Annotated in this window: 15 protein-coding genes; 1 reads left to right on the top strand and 14 read right to left on the bottom strand. The window is 49.4% G+C overall.

Going from position 1 to position 15993, the window contains the following annotated elements; genetic code table 11:
- Window positions 1-69 precede the first annotated feature (69 nt).
- The 5 genes from MHB82_RS11790 to MHB82_RS11770 all read right to left on the bottom strand — a co-directional run bounded on the left by MHB82_RS11790 (window position 70) and on the right by MHB82_RS11770 (window position 5100).
- Window positions 70-714 (bottom strand): helix-turn-helix domain-containing protein, encoded by a 645-nt coding sequence (locus tag MHB82_RS11790; protein WP_341174718.1) that lies wholly within the window; start codon window positions 712-714, stop codon window positions 70-72.
- Window positions 715-822: 108 nt separating this feature from the next.
- On the bottom strand, window positions 823-2100 hold the full coding sequence (locus MHB82_RS11785) for an MFS transporter (protein WP_341174717.1): 1278 nt from the start codon (window positions 2098-2100) through the stop codon (window positions 823-825).
- A gap of 165 nt (window positions 2101-2265) precedes the next feature.
- The gene (locus MHB82_RS11780) at window positions 2266-3270 is read right to left on the bottom strand and encodes a Gfo/Idh/MocA family protein (RefSeq protein WP_341174716.1); all 1005 of its coding nucleotides are present in this window, start codon (window positions 3268-3270) and stop codon (window positions 2266-2268) included.
- A 2-nt stretch (window positions 3271-3272) separates the two neighbouring features.
- Window positions 3273-3647, bottom strand: coding sequence for a helix-turn-helix transcriptional regulator (locus MHB82_RS11775; protein WP_095287651.1), 375 nt, complete (start codon window positions 3645-3647; stop codon window positions 3273-3275).
- A 304-nt stretch (window positions 3648-3951) separates the two neighbouring features.
- A complete protein-coding gene (locus MHB82_RS11770; protein WP_341174715.1) occupies window positions 3952-5100 on the bottom strand; it encodes an acyltransferase in 1149 nt (382 codons plus the stop codon).
- Between the two features lie 63 nt (window positions 5101-5163).
- Here MHB82_RS11770 and MHB82_RS11765 point away from each other — a divergent pair, with 63 nt between their 5' ends.
- Entirely contained in the window at window positions 5164-5568 is a 405-nt protein-coding gene (locus tag MHB82_RS11765) for a YidH family protein (protein WP_341174714.1), read from the top strand.
- A 191-nt stretch (window positions 5569-5759) separates the two neighbouring features.
- Here MHB82_RS11765 and MHB82_RS11760 read toward each other — a convergent pair whose 3' ends face one another.
- From MHB82_RS11760 to MHB82_RS11720, 9 genes are all read right to left on the bottom strand, one after another.
- Entirely contained in the window at window positions 5760-6362 is a 603-nt protein-coding gene (locus MHB82_RS11760) for a general stress protein (protein WP_095358543.1), read from the bottom strand.
- A 234-nt stretch (window positions 6363-6596) separates the two neighbouring features.
- Entirely contained in the window at window positions 6597-9116 is a 2520-nt protein-coding gene (gene hrpB, locus MHB82_RS11755; protein ID WP_341174713.1) for an ATP-dependent helicase HrpB, read from the bottom strand.
- Window positions 9117-9230: 114 nt separating this feature from the next.
- The gene (locus MHB82_RS11750; protein ID WP_341174712.1) at window positions 9231-10037 is read right to left on the bottom strand and encodes an SDR family oxidoreductase; all 807 of its coding nucleotides are present in this window, start codon (window positions 10035-10037) and stop codon (window positions 9231-9233) included.
- 210 nt (window positions 10038-10247) lie between these two features.
- Window positions 10248-11078: a protein phosphatase 2C domain-containing protein gene (locus MHB82_RS11745; protein ID WP_255247862.1), complete on the bottom strand. Its 831-nt coding sequence runs from the start codon at window positions 11076-11078 to the stop codon at window positions 10248-10250.
- Window positions 11079-11098: 20 nt separating this feature from the next.
- Window positions 11099-11851, bottom strand: coding sequence for a vWA domain-containing protein (locus tag MHB82_RS11740; RefSeq protein ID WP_095287658.1), 753 nt, complete (start codon window positions 11849-11851; stop codon window positions 11099-11101).
- 33 nt (window positions 11852-11884) lie between these two features.
- Complete coding sequence (locus MHB82_RS11735) at window positions 11885-13978, bottom strand: hypothetical protein (RefSeq protein WP_341174711.1); 2094 nt, start codon at window positions 13976-13978, stop codon at window positions 11885-11887.
- Window positions 13979-14134: 156 nt separating this feature from the next.
- A complete protein-coding gene (locus MHB82_RS11730) occupies window positions 14135-14410 on the bottom strand; it encodes a WXG100 family type VII secretion target (protein WP_017689071.1) in 276 nt (91 codons plus the stop codon).
- Window positions 14411-14607: 197 nt separating this feature from the next.
- Window positions 14608-15156, bottom strand: coding sequence for a WXG100 family type VII secretion target (locus tag MHB82_RS11725; protein WP_095287660.1), 549 nt, complete (start codon window positions 15154-15156; stop codon window positions 14608-14610).
- Between the two features lie 6 nt (window positions 15157-15162).
- Window positions 15163-15993, bottom strand: coding sequence for a hypothetical protein (locus tag MHB82_RS11720; RefSeq protein WP_095287661.1), 831 nt, complete (start codon window positions 15991-15993; stop codon window positions 15163-15165).

Genomic DNA, 15993 nt, shown 5'->3' with positions numbered 1-15993 from the left:
GTCCTCACCACACATCAAAAAGCCGCCTTCAGGCGGCCTTTTCTTTGTTGTCGCATCGGTCTCCCTAGATTATATTTCCTTTGCATCGTCATTCGGCTTGGAACTCTGACCTCCCGGCTGATCCTGTGGCACTTTACTTTTCGGAGATTCAGTCGTTTCATCCACATGTTGGGACAACGTCGTAAACAGCTGAAAAACCTCCTGATCTTCCTTCTGTTCACTCCGCTTCGTATAAGGCTCACACATTTTCGTGATATCCTTGTACAGCTTCTCGACTTCCTCACGGCTCGCATATAACGTCATGTCCGAGATTTGTCCAAACATGTTCTCACCGTGCTTGGCCTGTTTCATAAACATCTGGCGGCTCTGTTCATACATTTCATTTAACAGTTTAAGCGTCTCAGAACGAAAAACCTGCTTCAGTGGGGAGTGCTCCCCATCTTCATGACGAAGATGGATTTCTCCCTGAAAAGGTTCGTAGTATTTGGCAATGATTCCATTAATCTCTCGCGTGGATACGATGGTAAGCAAACCAATTTTCTCCAGCTTTTTCACGTGATAATGTACTTTCGCGGGCACTTCCCCAAGTTTATCAGCTATTTCTTTCACGGTAGAAGGCCTTCCCTGTTTATTAAACATATTCAGGATCTGGATCCGATACGGGTCGGAGTAGATCTTGATCTCTTCGATCGTTGACAGTACTTTCTGCTGCATACCTGTATCCTCATTTCCGGGGTACCGTTTGCCCTTATATATGCATATTATACCGTTCAGTCGGGTCCCCGGTCAAAACAGGTCTTACAGAAAGATACAGGAATTAGGCTATATATTACGCCGGAATGTTTTGCTGAGCAGGAGCGATACCGCTGACATAGCAAGTAAAATGCCAAAAGCAATAAATAACACAGGCGTGGACAGCACTTCTGCTGCAGCACCCGCAACTAGACTTCCAAGCGGAATAGCACTTACGATCAGCATACTTTGTAGTGCAGACACCCTGCCGAGCATACTGGCTGGCGTAACCTCCATCAGATATGAGGCAAGAGGTGTCGTAGCTAATGGTATGCCGAGTCCCATCATCAAGCAAAACATAGCTGCCAGCGGTAGCTGATAAGCAGACATATACGCAGGAAGCGCGGTCATGGCATAACTAAGACCCAGCATGGTGATTCCACTAATAATCAATACACTCTTCCGATAGCTGCTTCCTCTGTGAGTCATCCACAATCCACTCAGCACCATGCCACCCACCATTAACCCGCTCAGCAAACTTAAGCCCCCTGCTCCAGCATGCAGATTATCGATAATATATGGAGTTCGAAGAACATTGAAGGGCATCAGGCAGAAGTTGACAAAGGCAAATAAAATGGAGCCAATTAGCAGCAGGGAATGCTTGCGCATGAAATGAAAGGCTTCAATCATATCCGAAAGCAAACTTCTTGGAGCATCTGTGGAAGATAACTTCTCAGCTAATACTTCTTCCGTGCTGGGATCGGATGGATAGACAACCCGGCTCATTAGCACAGCACTTAATGCAAATAGGCCAGCGTCCATCAAAATCGTCCACGTTATTCCAACAGTAGCAATAAGAGCACCTGCTAAAGCAAGCCCGGCAAGTTCAGCCAATCGGGTAGCCGAAGACGACATGGCATTGCCGGAAAGCAGCATGGATTGCGGCAGCAATCGCGGCACGCTGGACATTTCGGCAGGTGACGAGAAGCATTCAAGCAGCGAATTCAGAATCGTGACGAGAAACAAATGCCATACTTGCAGTTCTCCCATACCAAATAACAGAGCAGTTACGCCAACAAGCAATCCCCGGCCCGAATTCGTCAGCACGATGACTTTCTTGGGAGATATGCGGTCCACGACCGCTCCGGCAAAAAGGCCGAGTAGAATGTTCGGCAGAAAGTTGACTGCAAGCAGCGTACCCATCAATAGTTTGGAACCCGTTAACATGTACACCATCCAGCTGTACGCAATGGAGTCAATGGAATCACCAAACCTCGCTACCATCTTCCCCAGCATAAACTGCATATATGGTTTAATTCGTATTAACTCTCCAATCCCTGGCTTGTTTACCGCTGTGCCTTCTCTCATTATCGGTTCCGCCCTTCAACGTTAAAATATTTTTAATGTTAATATTATTTTAACGGAGAATTTCTGGAAATCAACCCCTTCGTGAAATTTTTTTTAACGTTTTGCCGATTTAGTTCACACTAAAAAACTCCATCCTGAAGGATGGAGTCTGGTTAACTCATTTTTTTATATCAATGAAACGCGCTGCCTTGTCCTTGCCGATTGCAAACAGGCATCAATCACCCGCATATTCGCTATCGTATTATCCGGAGTAAACGGCAGTGGTGTTCCATCCAGCACTGCTGCAGCAAAGGTTTCCGCTTGCAGAACATAAGAATTGGATACGGATACCCGCTCTTCCCGACTGACCGAATCCGTGTGAACGATAATTTGAGGTGGGATATCACTATTCTCCCAGCCGAAGACTTTTGGCAACTCAATTCGTCCGTCTGTACCGAGGATCTCCATCTCCGCCCTCCCGGAAGCCCACATACCGCAATCAAACGTTAACGCTACGGATCCCGGAAATTCCACAAGCCCCGAAGCCATCATATCCACTCCATCATGTTCATCGGAGAATAAGGCATGTACTGTAACGGCTTCGGGTTCCTGGCCCAGGTACATCCGTGCTGCAGAGATAGGATATACACCAAGGTCAAAGAGCGAGCCTCCGCCCATTTCCCGTTTGAACCTTACATTTTCCTTATCATCCGCCGTATTACAGGTAAAGTTGCCATGGATGGCACGAACAGCACCAATCTCTCCACTCGCGATAATCTCCTGAACACGCCGATGCTTGGGATGATAACGATACATGATTGCCTCTGCGAAAAGAACGCCGTGCTCCTTGCATACCTGAATCATTTCGGTAGACTCGTCCGCATTCAGTGCAGCTGGCTTCTCGCATAATACATGCTTTCCGGCCTGAGCGGCTTTTATCGTCCATTCCTTGTGCATATGGTTAGGCAACGGAATATATACTGCTTCAATATCGGGATCTGCAATGAGCTCTTCGTAACTTCCATAGCATCTAGCAATGTCCAATTCTTCGGCGAGCGCTTTAGCCTTCTCCTTGCTTCGACTCGCAATAGCAAGCACTTCTCCCCGTTCGGATTGCTGGATTGCCGGAATTACCGCATTCTTTGCAATGGTGGAAGTACCAAGTACTCCCCACTGTAGCTGCTTATTCATGCTCATCTTCCTTTCGTCCCGTAATTGTCCTCTTCTGCCTTGTGCAGCATGCCCAGACAACGGTCTAGGTCTGCCTTGACCTGCTTTTTGTACAATTCGGCTTTTTCCGCTCCATCATCCGTAAAGTGATATAAAACGATTTCCTGAAAATCCACTTTAGGATCGCTGCCCTTCAACTTCTTCGTCCGATAAAATACACCCTGCTGTACCAGTTCATGCAATGCCCGATATACCTCACTCTGAGGCGGAACATAACCGTAATCTTTAAATTCCTGCTTCATAGCCTCCAGCATTTCGTAACCATATCCTCTGTGCTGTTCAACCATGGTAATGAGATACAGCTTGATAAATGCCCGCTGGGCAATCATAAAAGCCATGTTTGTTCCCCCTATCCTCTACCGCTCTACTTCATATTATAAAACTTGTGTTCGGTTTCTGCCATCATTCTCCGTTTTTCCCGGTTATGCAGCAGGTGAGAACAAAGCACAGGATAGATAGCAAATAGTGTGGCAGAACGGCATTGGGGTTTTTATTCTGAATTTTTCATATAATGATTTTTTAAAATGTATACCTAGATAAGCTTCAGTTCGACAAAAGCAAACGCTGACTTACATCACAACCCTAGATCACTACCTTCAAGAATGATGACTTCTATTGTGAATTTTTCATTCATTGCCTCTTTCACTTTCTGAAATTGGCCTTCGGTACAGTACCCACGATCCATTTCCCCCAACTTACACGCGAAATGCACCAAGTGAGCACACAGGATAGCGCTAAAGCAAGTACCCAAGTTAGAATCATTCGTACAGTCGGATTTAGACCCCATGCAACGTAAAAGTATTCATCCGGAACGTAACTGTAGCGCAGCATAAGCATATGCATGAGGTAACCGCCGTAAGAAACGCTGCCGATCCATCCAAGCCAGCCCACGGCCAGGTGATTATGCAGTTTGCCTGCGAGCTGATACATGACCATGATCGACGCGATTAGAAAGAGAGCCATATCCGGCCTGATCAAGCTAAGGGTATAAAATGTGATCTGAATGCCTTCCGGCTTTTGAAATTCCAGCATTAATAGATATGTAAACCGAAGACCCATGGTTATAAACACGGTCCAATATACCCAGCGCAGCCGATGAATCCACATGTTCCAGCTTTTAACAGATAATCCGGCTGCAGCACCTAGCACAAAATAAAAAAAGAAATACAGGAAATTGCGATCGGCATAGGTTGTGAATACATCGGTCAGTACTGGAATATGGAGTCGCTCCATGACTCGTGCAATATTCCCCAATTGATCAGCTAACACGAGGTATATGGCTCCCGCAATCAGGACAGCAATTAGGCGTCCCCGTGAATCGTAACGGTTATATACATATCGTATGGCCTTTAGAAACAAGGGAAACAGCAAATAAAATTGAATCAACATGATAATGTACCAAAAATGAGATGTGGTCTTGCCGGTAAGCAGCTTCAAACCAAGCTCAGGGACATCCTGCCAGCCAATAGCGGTCCACCCTTGTGGTGTCAAGGTGAAGTACACCAACGACCACACGACATATGGTGCGATCACATCCGTTAATCGTTTCTGCATGAAACGGCCGTATTTCAGCTGCTCTCCTGTGTTATAAAACAAAACCATGCCCGTGATGAAAATAAATAAAGGGACGGCAAATTTGGAAGCCATCAGCAGGATTGCAAGCAGAACCCCATCTTCCAGTCCGGCTTCCGGAACCAGAGAAAAATGGGCAATGGAATGCTGGAGTACAACAGCTGCAAAGGCAATCCCCCTTAAACTTTCAATTTCAGCAATTCTTTCTTTTCGTGGCATAACGTCCAGCCGCCTTTCTTGGTTTTACAGTAAAAAATAAGTACAATGATAATCGTATAAAAGATGAACGGAGGGATTCCTATCGCTGATTCCGAACTAGACACCCCCACGATTGACTCTCAATACGTACAACAGCATATGGCCAATGAACGGACGTTTCTGGCCTGGGTTCGTACAGGAATAGCCATGGTCGGCGTCGGATTCCTGGCTGCCGGATTGGGATTTAATTCTTCCTCTTATGACCAGATTGCACACATTGCAGCCATTATAACCGGAGTAACCTCCCTGATCAGCGGCATTGCCATTATTCTGTGTTCTGCTGCTTCGTATCACCGCAAACGCAAACAAATTAATCAGCAAACCTTTCAAGCCTCAACCCGATTGATTCGCTTCCTGACACTTACTCTGTTGGTCATTGGCCTGGCGCTTGCTATTCTGCTCTATGTATTATTATTCCCTGCTCCTTAGACTTACCTTTACACACAGTCAACACTTCATCATGATTCCGGGATGGAATTACAGGGACAAAAGCCGGCATCCTCGAAGGAAACCGGCTTTTGAGCGCCTGACGGCTCACATTAACCAAACCATGATTTATATGTGCTGCTCTTGTTTAACTTTGTATACAAATCCAGTGTACTAGCCTGAACAATCCAAGCTTACAGGAACGTGTTGTTTCCAAATCGTGCTGCTTTATCCTGAGCTTCCAGTCTCCGCTCTTCCATGTCGAGATCCGTTCGCTCTGCTGGCACATCCGTACCATGAGCTGCGTATCGATCACGATTCAGATAGCTGGTGTTGCTGAATACATCATAGACATCCGAATCGCGATCGGTGGAGTCAACCAGGAGAAGGATTTTGCCGTTTTGTACATATTCCTCATACTGTTTGGCATCCTCTTCAGGAATACCCAATCCGACAAGTCCACCGACCAAACCGCCTGCACCGGCACCTACTGCCGCTCCCGTAAACGCTGCTGCAATCGGACCTGCTGCCAAAATTGGACCTATACCTGGAATGGCCAGAGCCCCGATACCAGCCAACAGCCCGGCTACGCCACCTAATACGCCACCTGTGGCTGCACCTGCTGCCACACCTTCTGGCGCCTTAGTACCCGTCTCTTCCCGGATGGCCTTCAACTCGTCCCGATCCTGCGTCACTACCGAAATTTCGTCTGAACTAAATCCTTGCGCTTTCAAGCCCTCTATGGCTTGAGATGCCTCACGTTCTGTATCAAAAACACCTACGATTTTCTTCTGCATAGTGAATTCCTCCTAGTCATTTAAGAGTTCGCTTCGCTATGTTATTACCCGTACAATTTTCTTTCAAACGCTTGCAGCTATTATATCGTGCGCAAATACGAATAAATACAGCTTAATTCGCTGATAAAACATACGCTTATGAAGTCATTCTTATCAAAGGGGGTCTCTGAAAAGCCAGATCAATATCCAAGCTTTTATATATGCAATGGTGAGCGAAAAAAACCATCATGCTCTCTAGGTGCGCGGCTTCGCCCGATTGGTCGCCATGGCCTCCAAAGGATTGTCTGGCCAGTAATGCTTTGGATATCGGCCTTTCAGGTCTTTTTTCACCTCGAAATAAGTCTCCCGCCAAAAGTTCTTCAAATCCCGGGTCACCTGAACAGGGCGGTGCGCAGGGGACAGCAGATGCAGGGTTAACGGCACCCGACCTCCAGCAATACGCGGTGTATCCTGCTGCCCGAACATTTCCTGAAGTCGTACCGCCAGTGTAGGATCTTCAGGTCGGCTATAATCAACCGGAATGCGTGATCCGCTGGGAACCTGAATATGAGTTGGCGCCTCCCGGTCCAACTGCTGCCGTTGTTCCCAGCTCAATCCGCTAAGTAACACGTCCTGCATGGACAGTTTCTTCAGATCCGAAGCTGAACGCATTCCTGCCAGAAAAGGACTGAGTTTATCTTCGAGTTCCGCTGATACATGATCTGCCGCGAGATCCGGCCACCCCGGCAGATGACGATGCAGAAAACGTAATCTGTCCGCCAGCTGCCTTGATGATTTGGTCCAGGGAAGACAATCCTGACCTTCTGTGCGGATTCCGCTTAGCAGCGCATCAAGCACCTGATCTTCCGGAGGTTGTACGATACTGCTCTCCTTCATCAGGATTGCTCCAATTCGCAGTCTTCGATGAGACCGCACACTTCGTGTACTGGGATCCCATGTAATCTGCACATCCTCTTCTATGAGATCAGCACCATAGTCCAGCAAGAGCTGCTCCCTCACCGGTGCAGCCAGCAGGATGCGTGCATCCGCGCCCTGGTCGTCCGCCTCGGCAGCGACCAGATAGGCTGAACGGCTCAGCGACTCCGCCTGGCTGAGCCGTACCCCGCGGCCGCTGCTCAGCAGGTAGCGGCCGTCCTCTCGGCGCTGCCCGATCCGGTCCGGATAGGCGAAGGACAGCAGCAGCCCGCAGCTGTCCTCATCCGGCCTTTCCGGATCCTCCCGCGCCGGGCCGAGAGCCGTGCGCAGCTGTCGGCTCTCCTGAAGGATGCGCCGTACGGCAGCGATGTCTGCGACCGCCGCTGCGGCTTGCGGCGTACCGCTGCTGCCCGCCATCAGCAGCGCTTCCACGCGCGGGCGCAGGTCCGTGCCCGCGCCTGCACTGCCACTGCTGCGGAGGCCGGCAGGCTCCTGCAGCAGTGCCGCCAGCATGCTGGCGTAGCTGGCCAGCCCAAGCTCCGCCGCGCGGAGCAGCATGCTGGCCAGTCGCGGATGCACGCCAAGCGCGTTCATCCGCCGCCCGAAGGGCGTGATGCGGCCTGTGTCATCCAGGCCGCCCAGCTGGCGGAGCAGCGCCTGTGCCTGGCCGTAGGCAGACGCAGGCGGGATGTCCAGCCACTGCAGTTCTGCAGGGGACTGGACACCCCAGGCGGCAAGCTCCAGCGCCAGCGGTGCGAGGTCCGCAGAGGCAATCTCCGGTCTGGCCGCCTCCGGCAGACCGTCATGAACCTCTTGGCTCCACAATCTATAACACACCCCAGGTGCAATTCGCCCTGCACGCCCCCGCCGCTGATCGGCGGAAGCCTTGGACACCGGCTGGGTAACAAGCCGACTCATGCCTGTGCGCGGGGAAAATACGGATGCACGACTCAGTCCAGCATCGACAACCACTCTGACACCCGGAAGCGTAAGGCTTGATTCCGCAATGGAGGTGGACAGTACGACCTTACGATTTCCTTCAACTGCCGGGCGCACGGCCTCATCCTGACGTTCAATCGGCATGCTTCCATACAGGGAATGCACCTCGACATGAGAAGAAAGATGAAGCTTAGACAGTTCCCGTTCTGTCCGGTGAATCTCTCTGGCTCCTGGAAGAAAGACCAGTACATCTCCTTCCTGCTGTGCTAAAGCTTTTACAACCGCTTGAGCCGTGAACTCCTCCAGCACAGCAGAAGCAGGTTTTGATACATAACGGGTTTCCACTGGAAACGTGCGTCCCGGACAATCAATCGCGCGGGTCCCTTCGCCAAGCAATGTACAGATGGGGTCAGGGTCCAGCGTTGCCGACATAATAAGCACCTTCAGATCCGGACGCAGCATCGCCCGTGACTCCAAAGCCAGAGCCAAACCAAGATCGCCGTGCAAATGACGCTCGTGAAACTCATCAAAGATAATCATCGCAGTATCTTCAAGCCCCTGATCCTGCTGAAGCATGCGTGTAAGTACCCCTTCTGTGACAACTTCGATCCGCGTTGCCTGACTGACCCGAGTGTCCATGCGGACACGGTACCCTACCGTCTGTCCCACGTTTTCATTCAGCGCTGCTGCCATCCGCGCCGCGGCTGAGCGCGCCGCAAGTCTGCGGGGCTCCAGCATTATGATTTTACGCCCGTTTAGCCATGGTTCCTCTAATAGGGATAGAGGTACTACAGTTGTTTTGCCTGCCCCCGGCTCTGCAATAAGAACACCTGTATCCTGCTTTCGAAATAGCTGTTTCAGCTCAGGCAAAATCTGTTGTATCGGTAATTCTATATTCATATTATCGCTCCTAATTCATAAGGCACCATGCAATATATAATCAATCCAAAGTGAATGTTAGCATTATAACAAAAAAAGCCGTTCCAGAGGAACGACTACTTTGGATCAAGCGTATTAACGCAGCAACGATTCGGCGCCATCAATGACAATCTCTGCACCCGTAATGTGTTTGGATTCTGACGATGCCAGGAAGGCGACGAGATTGGCCACATGCTCCGGCTGTCCAGGGCCATCTGCGAGCGGCTGCTCCCCTTCCGGGAACTCCATTGGAATAACGATTTGATGCAATTCATCCGTTTTTACCGTGCTTTGATCAATATTCGTTGCGATAGCTCCCGGACATATGACATTAACCCGGATTTTGAATCTGGCCAGTTCCAGTGCAGCCATCTTCGAAAAGGCAACCTGTCCCGCTTTCGATGTACTGTATGCCGACATCCCAAAGCTGGTGAACCGTTGGTTACCATTAATGGAACTCGTAATAACAATGCTTCCCCCGCCGCGTTTCTTCAGATGTGGGAGAGCATACTTGATTGTAAAGAAGGTGCCATCCAGATTGGTCGTAATGATCCGCTGCCAATCCTCCACCTGAATTTCCTCAATTGGCGCCGAGACACCGTTAATGCCAGCATTGGCAAACACAATGTCCAAACCGCCGAACAGCTCCACCGTTTCCAGCACCGCTTTTTCCACCCGGGCCGGATCGGAGATATCCACATCGAATGCGCGTGCAGTACCTGGATGTAGGGCATTAATTTCGGCTTCCGTCTGAGAGATCCGATCATTCACCAGATCAAACAACGCAACGTGAGCACCTTCATTCGCCAATTTTAATGCCGTTGCCTTACCAATGCCGGAACCGGCTCCAGTAATGATAGCTATTTTGTTTGCAAACCGAGACTTGTCGTTATGTTGTGTCATGCTCCATTCCACTCCTTCTCAGCAATTATGTAAGAATGTACATCCAAGACTTGTGTATCAGCATGATGCAGCATGCTAACTAAGTAGATTCTTCACAAGATTACCCAAAAAGAGCGCCTTTTAAATCAATAACGACAAGTTTTTTCTCAGCTGATTTTTACCGCTCATTAAACATACTCAAGACGAAGGATTTATTCGAAAGTAGTTCATCTACCATTCCAGCTCAATGAAAGCGGCATCATCTTCAAGCCCCCCGGTGTGTGCAGCATCCAGCAGTACCTGAATGTGTTCATCCGGGATATATGCCTGTATGGCATCCAGATCATTCAAACCATCTGTGTACAGCTGCAGACGAATCGGTTCATTGGATAGCTTCGCCTCATAAATATGAGGCTTGCCTCCAACTGGCCCTTCCAGGGTTGACCAGCGTTCATTCGTCCGGCAGTGGTTCTGAAAAGCTCCGGATTGTTCCTGACCATTGCGCCATAGACGTATGCGTGAATCCCCTTGCCAAGCCATCCAGATACGACTTTTCCCCATACCGCGGGACAGCTCAATTCGACCACACACATACATCGCCTGGCTGCCTCTGCTTCGCTTCTCCATTAACACTTCACGTAAAAGCAGGGGCGAGTTGTCCAGTGGCTGAATTTTCTTCAGCTGCTCGGATGCGGGAACCGTCAGTTCTTGTAGCAGATGCTCCATCGCTTCTACTGTAGGATTAGAGGTTGTTTCCAACCACTCGAGGAGAGCATTGCCCAGAAAACGCGCGGCAAAATCACCAAGGTAACTCATGCCTACCCCATCACACAAGACGAACGTACATACATTTCCGTCCATGCGAACGGCAGCAAAGTCTTGACCCGAATCCCCCTGATGAACCGTCTCTGCAGCTCTTCCATAGCCATAGCGACACTTAAAAGTACCCTGATAACGAGTAAGCGGCTGTTCTCCGGTCTGTGCGCTAACATAACGAAAGATTCCACGACGCTGCTTTCCTTGGCTTCCTCTCTCACCAGCAGGCAATGCTGCCAATCGCATCGTTCTCAAATAATCCCCTCCTATCTCACAGGCGTAGCAGCAGACATTTGAAACCCGATGGACACCAGTTCTGCACATGTGCCTGGCAGCATCATCAATGCACCGGGTGCGAGCAAATAGTCCGCCTCGACAAGCATTTCACGGTAACTTTCAGGCAGAACAGAAGACATATTGCGCAGCTTCTCTCCATGCTCATCCTTAAGAACGGTTTCCGGCGATATCCCCTTCCATCTTCTCGGTTCAGGGATAGGACCTTCCAATAGGTGATCGGATATAAAAATATTTTCGACGAGTACATTGCCATCAGGCACACTCATGCCCATAATTCGTTTGGCAATGGGTTCCGGATCTTCGCCCGTAGCCACTCCATCCGTCATATGACAGACGAGCGGCGCAGGACAATCCTGCATATTCGGTATTTCAGCCTGCAGAATCTTCTCTGCCTGCAGGAAGGCTTTAGCCGAATCCGAGAAACGTTTAGGTGTCAGGTCTGGCAACGAACCAACCGCTGCAATTTCGTCGATTCCCTTGATACCATTCAACAAATCATAGACGTCATCGCTGTATGCAAGAATGGCAATCCGATAGCGAGGTGTCAATCGATTTCCTTTGGTTGAGCGAAACACCATTTGGCGTATGGCCAGGGCCAGGGCATCATAGACGACATCAATCCGTCTGCGGTTTTCCAGAACCATATTCATGGAGGCACTGATATCAATGAGATAAATAATAAGTGCGGGTGTGCGCTGGGATGCTTGTATTGTATAGTTCATCTGGGCCTGAGCCACCTCCGTCGTTCACATAATTTACAAGTTGGGTAGATTATAGTTGTTATTGCTCAAAAATTTATTAATTGCACTCATTCGCGCTGCGACTTTGCCTACCCCTTTGAAGTATGAGGCATCCGTGTTATACAAATTTTTAAAATCACGGGCATAAGACAACGCGTTTTCGGTCTTGTTACCTATTTGCGCATTATAGGCCTTGTTATAGTGAGCAATCAGCGTAACCACGTTCTGAGCACGTTTTTTCTTAAGTGCAGCCTTTCGAGCAGCTTCCTGGGCTGCTTTTTGCGCTTCCAGTTTGCGCTGAGCTTCAGCCGCTGCCTTGCGCTCCGCTTCCTGCTTCGCTACTTGAGCATCATGCTCTTTCTTCCAGACCAGGTAGGCTTCATACTTCGCCTGCTTGTCATACTTCTCCTGCTGCGCCTTCTTAGCTGCTTCTTTCTTCTGCTGTTCCTGTTTTGCGAGATAAGCCTCGTATTTTGCCTGTTTATCGTATTTTGCCTGAAGAGCTTTCCGTTCTTCTTCCTTTTTCTGTGCTTCAGCCAGTTTTTGCTTTTCCTCGGCTTCAAGCTTCGCCGCTTCGGCCTCCTGCTTCTTCTTCTCTTCTTCCTTTTGCTTCAGCGCAGCAGCTTTTGCAGCTTCCGCTTCTTCGGCAGCCTTGATCTCCGCCAGTCTTGCTGCTTCTTGTTCCTCCTGCTGCTTGACTTCGGCTTGATCAGCCAAAATTTTGACAGTTGGCACGGTACCGGCCAGCAATACAATAAGGACAGCGGAAGAGATCATGAACTTTTTGGATCTGTAAAAAGGAACACGGACAGGCTGTGCGACTTCTTCCTTGGGATTCAGCTTGGCATCCAGCCCGTTGATGGCAGCCTCAACTTCCATCTGCATCGCACTGTTAGCCGGAATGAAATGATACAGCGAACGGTATACTTCCAGGGCTGCTGCAGGCTTTTCTTCATCCTCAAGAGCTCTGGCCTGCAGGAAGAGTCTGTTTACCACAGCTTCCTGTCCAGGAGGCACTTCAGGTATCGACGTGGACGAATCATGTCCATTAGCTGACTTCGAATCTGGTACGCCAGTATCCGGTGCACTTGCGACTGTCTTGCTCAACGCCGCTGCATTTGCCGCATCTGCTGCTTGCTCCTCAGTTTCCTTCACTCCGGCCGCTTCCGCCTGACTGGCATTAGCTGATGCCAAGGCAACAAACCATTCACCAAATGTTGGACAGCTGCTCAAATCGTGACTCTCCCAGGCACGGATGAACAGATCGGATATTTTGGAACCCCATCGATTCTGGAGTGAGTCCCGCATGGCAAAATATCGTTCACTCACCGTTTGCATTTCATGCTGGTCAAAATAACTTTCTCCCCATGCCTTCTCCACAATGGTCGAATCAGACCAGCTCAGCATCTCGGCGATAATAACTGCACCAGCAAAACGATCGGCATATGAACTCCACAGACCACTGTGTACTGCCCGATGAGCTGCATAACCAGGTGAACCAGCAAGTAGAGCATCTGGACGATCCATTTTGGAACCGTACATCTGCTCTACATCGACAAGTTCAACCGCGGATGGGGCTCCCAGGTTTTCCACTTCGGAAAAAAACGGAATCATCACATTGGGTGCGGACAAATCACAATGAGCAAGTCCTCGTTGCTCCATGGCCGAACCAGTCCCTGCTAGTGCTCTGGCCAACTTCAGACTTTCTTCTGCAGTCAGCTGTTTCTGATCACTGATTACGTCAAACCAGGTCAGACCTTGCACCCACGGCATTAAAACCGCGTACAACAAATCGGGATGTTCACCAATGAGCGCTCCGTTTCTTTCCGGAGTGAGCACATCACGCTTGCATACCTGCAAACCTGGCAGTTCACTATAAGGCTCCATATGCTCAGACTGATAGACCATAGCCGGGATACGGAATTTAGGGAAAAATACTTTTAGTGCTTTGGACCCACTTATTGAACCATTTCGGGGTATTAACTGGTAAACGATCCCTTGCCTTCCGGCTTGGGCGTATGCCAGACCGGGCGCAGCCGGGTGCTGCCCAATGGTATAGGCAATGTCATTGATCACCACTTCATCCCCGGGATTCGGTTGAAAAGACATACTCATCCCTCTCTCTGTCATTCTGTCATAGTGCAGCAAAAACCGGGAGTCGTAAAACGCCCGGTTTTTGCTGTAGTTATACATCTTCAGCTTGCTGCCTGCGTACGATCCAGTGCCGGGTCAGACATGACATCGGCCTGATCTATGTAAAGCAGTTTAGCGAGCTTGGTCAGCTGTACGGAATTTGTTGGCAATAGCCGTCAGTTCCGCGCTGATGCTGTTCAGCGTTTGAACGAATGATTGCATTTGTTTGCTTGCTTCCTGGAACTCCTGGAAGAAGCGTTGTTTCGTCATACCTTCCCATTGTCCTTCCATGCTTGTGATGGATTGAGTCAATGTAGAAACGATTTGCTGACTTTGCTCACCGCTTTGTTTGAATTGGTTGGAAACCTGATCAAGTTGTTCTGGGGTAACTAAAATGCGTCCTGCCATGTGTAATTTCCTCCTTGGTTTGTGCAATTAAATTTTTGCTTATTCAAATTGTACTATACCAGGATCGATCGAACAAAAGCCGAAGGACCTAATCCTATTTACCCCATTTTTGGTGATTGAAACTTCCCCTAACAGACTATTTACATAAATGATTCACTTTCTGCTGTCCTTAATTCGCACTTCTGTAAACTGCCTAATCAGGATACCACAGGTTCGGTTCCTCTTCTCCCCCGAAAGGTGGGATCTGTGAATCTCCAAGCTACAGGTTCAGGCTGCATTGCCTGGATCAATGTAGCGGGAGAACCGTCGGGCGGCGCAGCATCCTGGACCCGGTATACTGCCGCCACCGCGGAAAGGGGATCGGATACTACAGCAGCAGCTGCGGCGTGTGTAGGCATGATTTCCCCTACACGATTGTTTTCTAGAACGTTAAGCATATTGACCGCATTGCCATAGGCTGTGTTCACATGACTCAGCACTGTACGATACTCCATGTCTGCCTGCTGGAATAACAAGGCTTTGCGTCCCAACTGCACGCTTAAGTCCATAAAACGACGCACCGCATCTTCGCCAAGTCGCTTGCTGTGACTCCATTCACTCATCACCGCAGCCCGGGCCTCAATATCCCACTCCAGCGAATGGATTGCCTGTTCCAACACTGTCATCTTTTGCTGTATTTGCTCCGCCGCATACTGAATCTGCCTGCTCAGTGCCCGAAGCACATCCGGTTCCACACGAATGCGCATTTACCATCACCTTTCCTCTTCCCCTGCAGGCTGTTTAAGCCAGTCCAGCAGCATCTCGTGAAACTGTTCTCTCGTCGTCAGCGCCGCTACAAGCCAATCATCTGAAGCGGCTGTACTCATGCGGAACAACCAGTTGGATACAGAGCTAGCAGCGAATGCTGCTGACTGTGACTTCCAACCTTCTCCGTTCCATACAAGCAATCGCAGTTCACCGTCTGATTCTTTGTTAACCAGACAACGTGCAAGAGCCAGCGAACCTTCCGGGTCGTTCGTCTCCTGTGCCAGTTCATCAGCAACTGCAGATTCTTCTTTGTTGTTAAGCTCGTTCATAACATCATAGAATTTTTTCTTGGAGCACATCAATGCCGGCTTCTCCGCTGGTGAATGGCCACTCCATTTCATCCTTTGAATCAGGAAGTCAATCGCTTCACGAACGTTCCCGAGATCAGATAACCGGAAGGAGTCCGGTTCATCAGCAACACGGGAAACTTCAACGACCCGTTCGTCCGTGCAATGGATATAACTTTCATACGAAGTGCCACTGGATGTGTAGCGAATCCAGCAAGCCCTGTCTGACAATCCAGCAATGGCTACTCTGGAGAAAACGGTCGGTGTCATGATCAGCTCATTGCTGTCCTGATCCTGAATCAAATATCCCTTTTCGAGCAGAGAAGTTTTGACGTGCTCCCATTCCACAGCGATGTCTTCTGCCATGTAACCGCGGAAGGGGTCTTCAACGCCAAGCAATCGGTCTGAACCGAGAATCCCGGCCAGGAAAAAAAGTTCTTTTATTTGCAAAGTGACTACCTTTTGCTTGGAATCATGAACCGTCAACAT

The organism is Paenibacillus sp. FSL K6-2862 (assembly GCF_038005125.1).
Taxonomy (GTDB): domain Bacteria; phylum Bacillota; class Bacilli; order Paenibacillales; family Paenibacillaceae; genus Paenibacillus; species Paenibacillus illinoisensis_A.
This window is presented reverse-complemented; position numbering and strand designations above follow the sequence as displayed.

What these genes read in the sequence shown, in the direction of transcription:
- MHB82_RS11790 (WP_341174718.1), bottom strand. Translation starts at nt 714, where the DNA reads ATGCAGCAGAAAGTACTGTCAACGATCGAAGAGATCAAGATCTACTCC.
- MHB82_RS11785 (WP_341174717.1), bottom strand. Translation starts at nt 2,100, where the DNA reads ATGAGAGAAGGCACAGCGGTAAACAAGCCAGGGATTGGAGAGTTAATA.
- MHB82_RS11780 (WP_341174716.1), bottom strand. Translation starts at nt 3,270, where the DNA reads ATGAATAAGCAGCTACAGTGGGGAGTACTTGGTACTTCCACCATTGCA.
- MHB82_RS11775 (WP_095287651.1), bottom strand. Translation starts at nt 3,647, where the DNA reads ATGGCTTTTATGATTGCCCAGCGGGCATTTATCAAGCTGTATCTCATT.
- MHB82_RS11770 (WP_341174715.1), bottom strand. Translation starts at nt 5,100, where the DNA reads ATGCCACGAAAAGAAAGAATTGCTGAAATTGAAAGTTTAAGGGGGATT.
- MHB82_RS11765 (WP_341174714.1), top strand. Translation starts at nt 5,164, where the DNA reads ATGAACGGAGGGATTCCTATCGCTGATTCCGAACTAGACACCCCCACG.
- MHB82_RS11760 (WP_095358543.1), bottom strand. Translation starts at nt 6,362, where the DNA reads ATGCAGAAGAAAATCGTAGGTGTTTTTGATACAGAACGTGAGGCATCT.
- hrpB (WP_341174713.1), bottom strand. Translation starts at nt 9,116, where the DNA reads ATGAATATAGAATTACCGATACAACAGATTTTGCCTGAGCTGAAACAG.
- MHB82_RS11750 (WP_341174712.1), bottom strand. Translation starts at nt 10,037, where the DNA reads ATGACACAACATAACGACAAGTCTCGGTTTGCAAACAAAATAGCTATC.
- MHB82_RS11745 (WP_255247862.1), bottom strand. Translation starts at nt 11,078, where the DNA reads ATGCGATTGGCAGCATTGCCTGCTGGTGAGAGAGGAAGCCAAGGAAAG.
- MHB82_RS11740 (WP_095287658.1), bottom strand. Translation starts at nt 11,851, where the DNA reads ATGAACTATACAATACAAGCATCCCAGCGCACACCCGCACTTATTATT.
- MHB82_RS11735 (WP_341174711.1), bottom strand. Translation starts at nt 13,978, where the DNA reads ATGTCTTTTCAACCGAATCCCGGGGATGAAGTGGTGATCAATGACATT.
- MHB82_RS11730 (WP_017689071.1), bottom strand. Translation starts at nt 14,410, where the DNA reads ATGGCAGGACGCATTTTAGTTACCCCAGAACAACTTGATCAGGTTTCC.
- MHB82_RS11725 (WP_095287660.1), bottom strand. Translation starts at nt 15,156, where the DNA reads ATGCGCATTCGTGTGGAACCGGATGTGCTTCGGGCACTGAGCAGGCAG.
- MHB82_RS11720 (WP_095287661.1), bottom strand. Translation starts at nt 15,993, where the DNA reads ATGTTGACGGTTCATGATTCCAAGCAAAAGGTAGTCACTTTGCAAATA.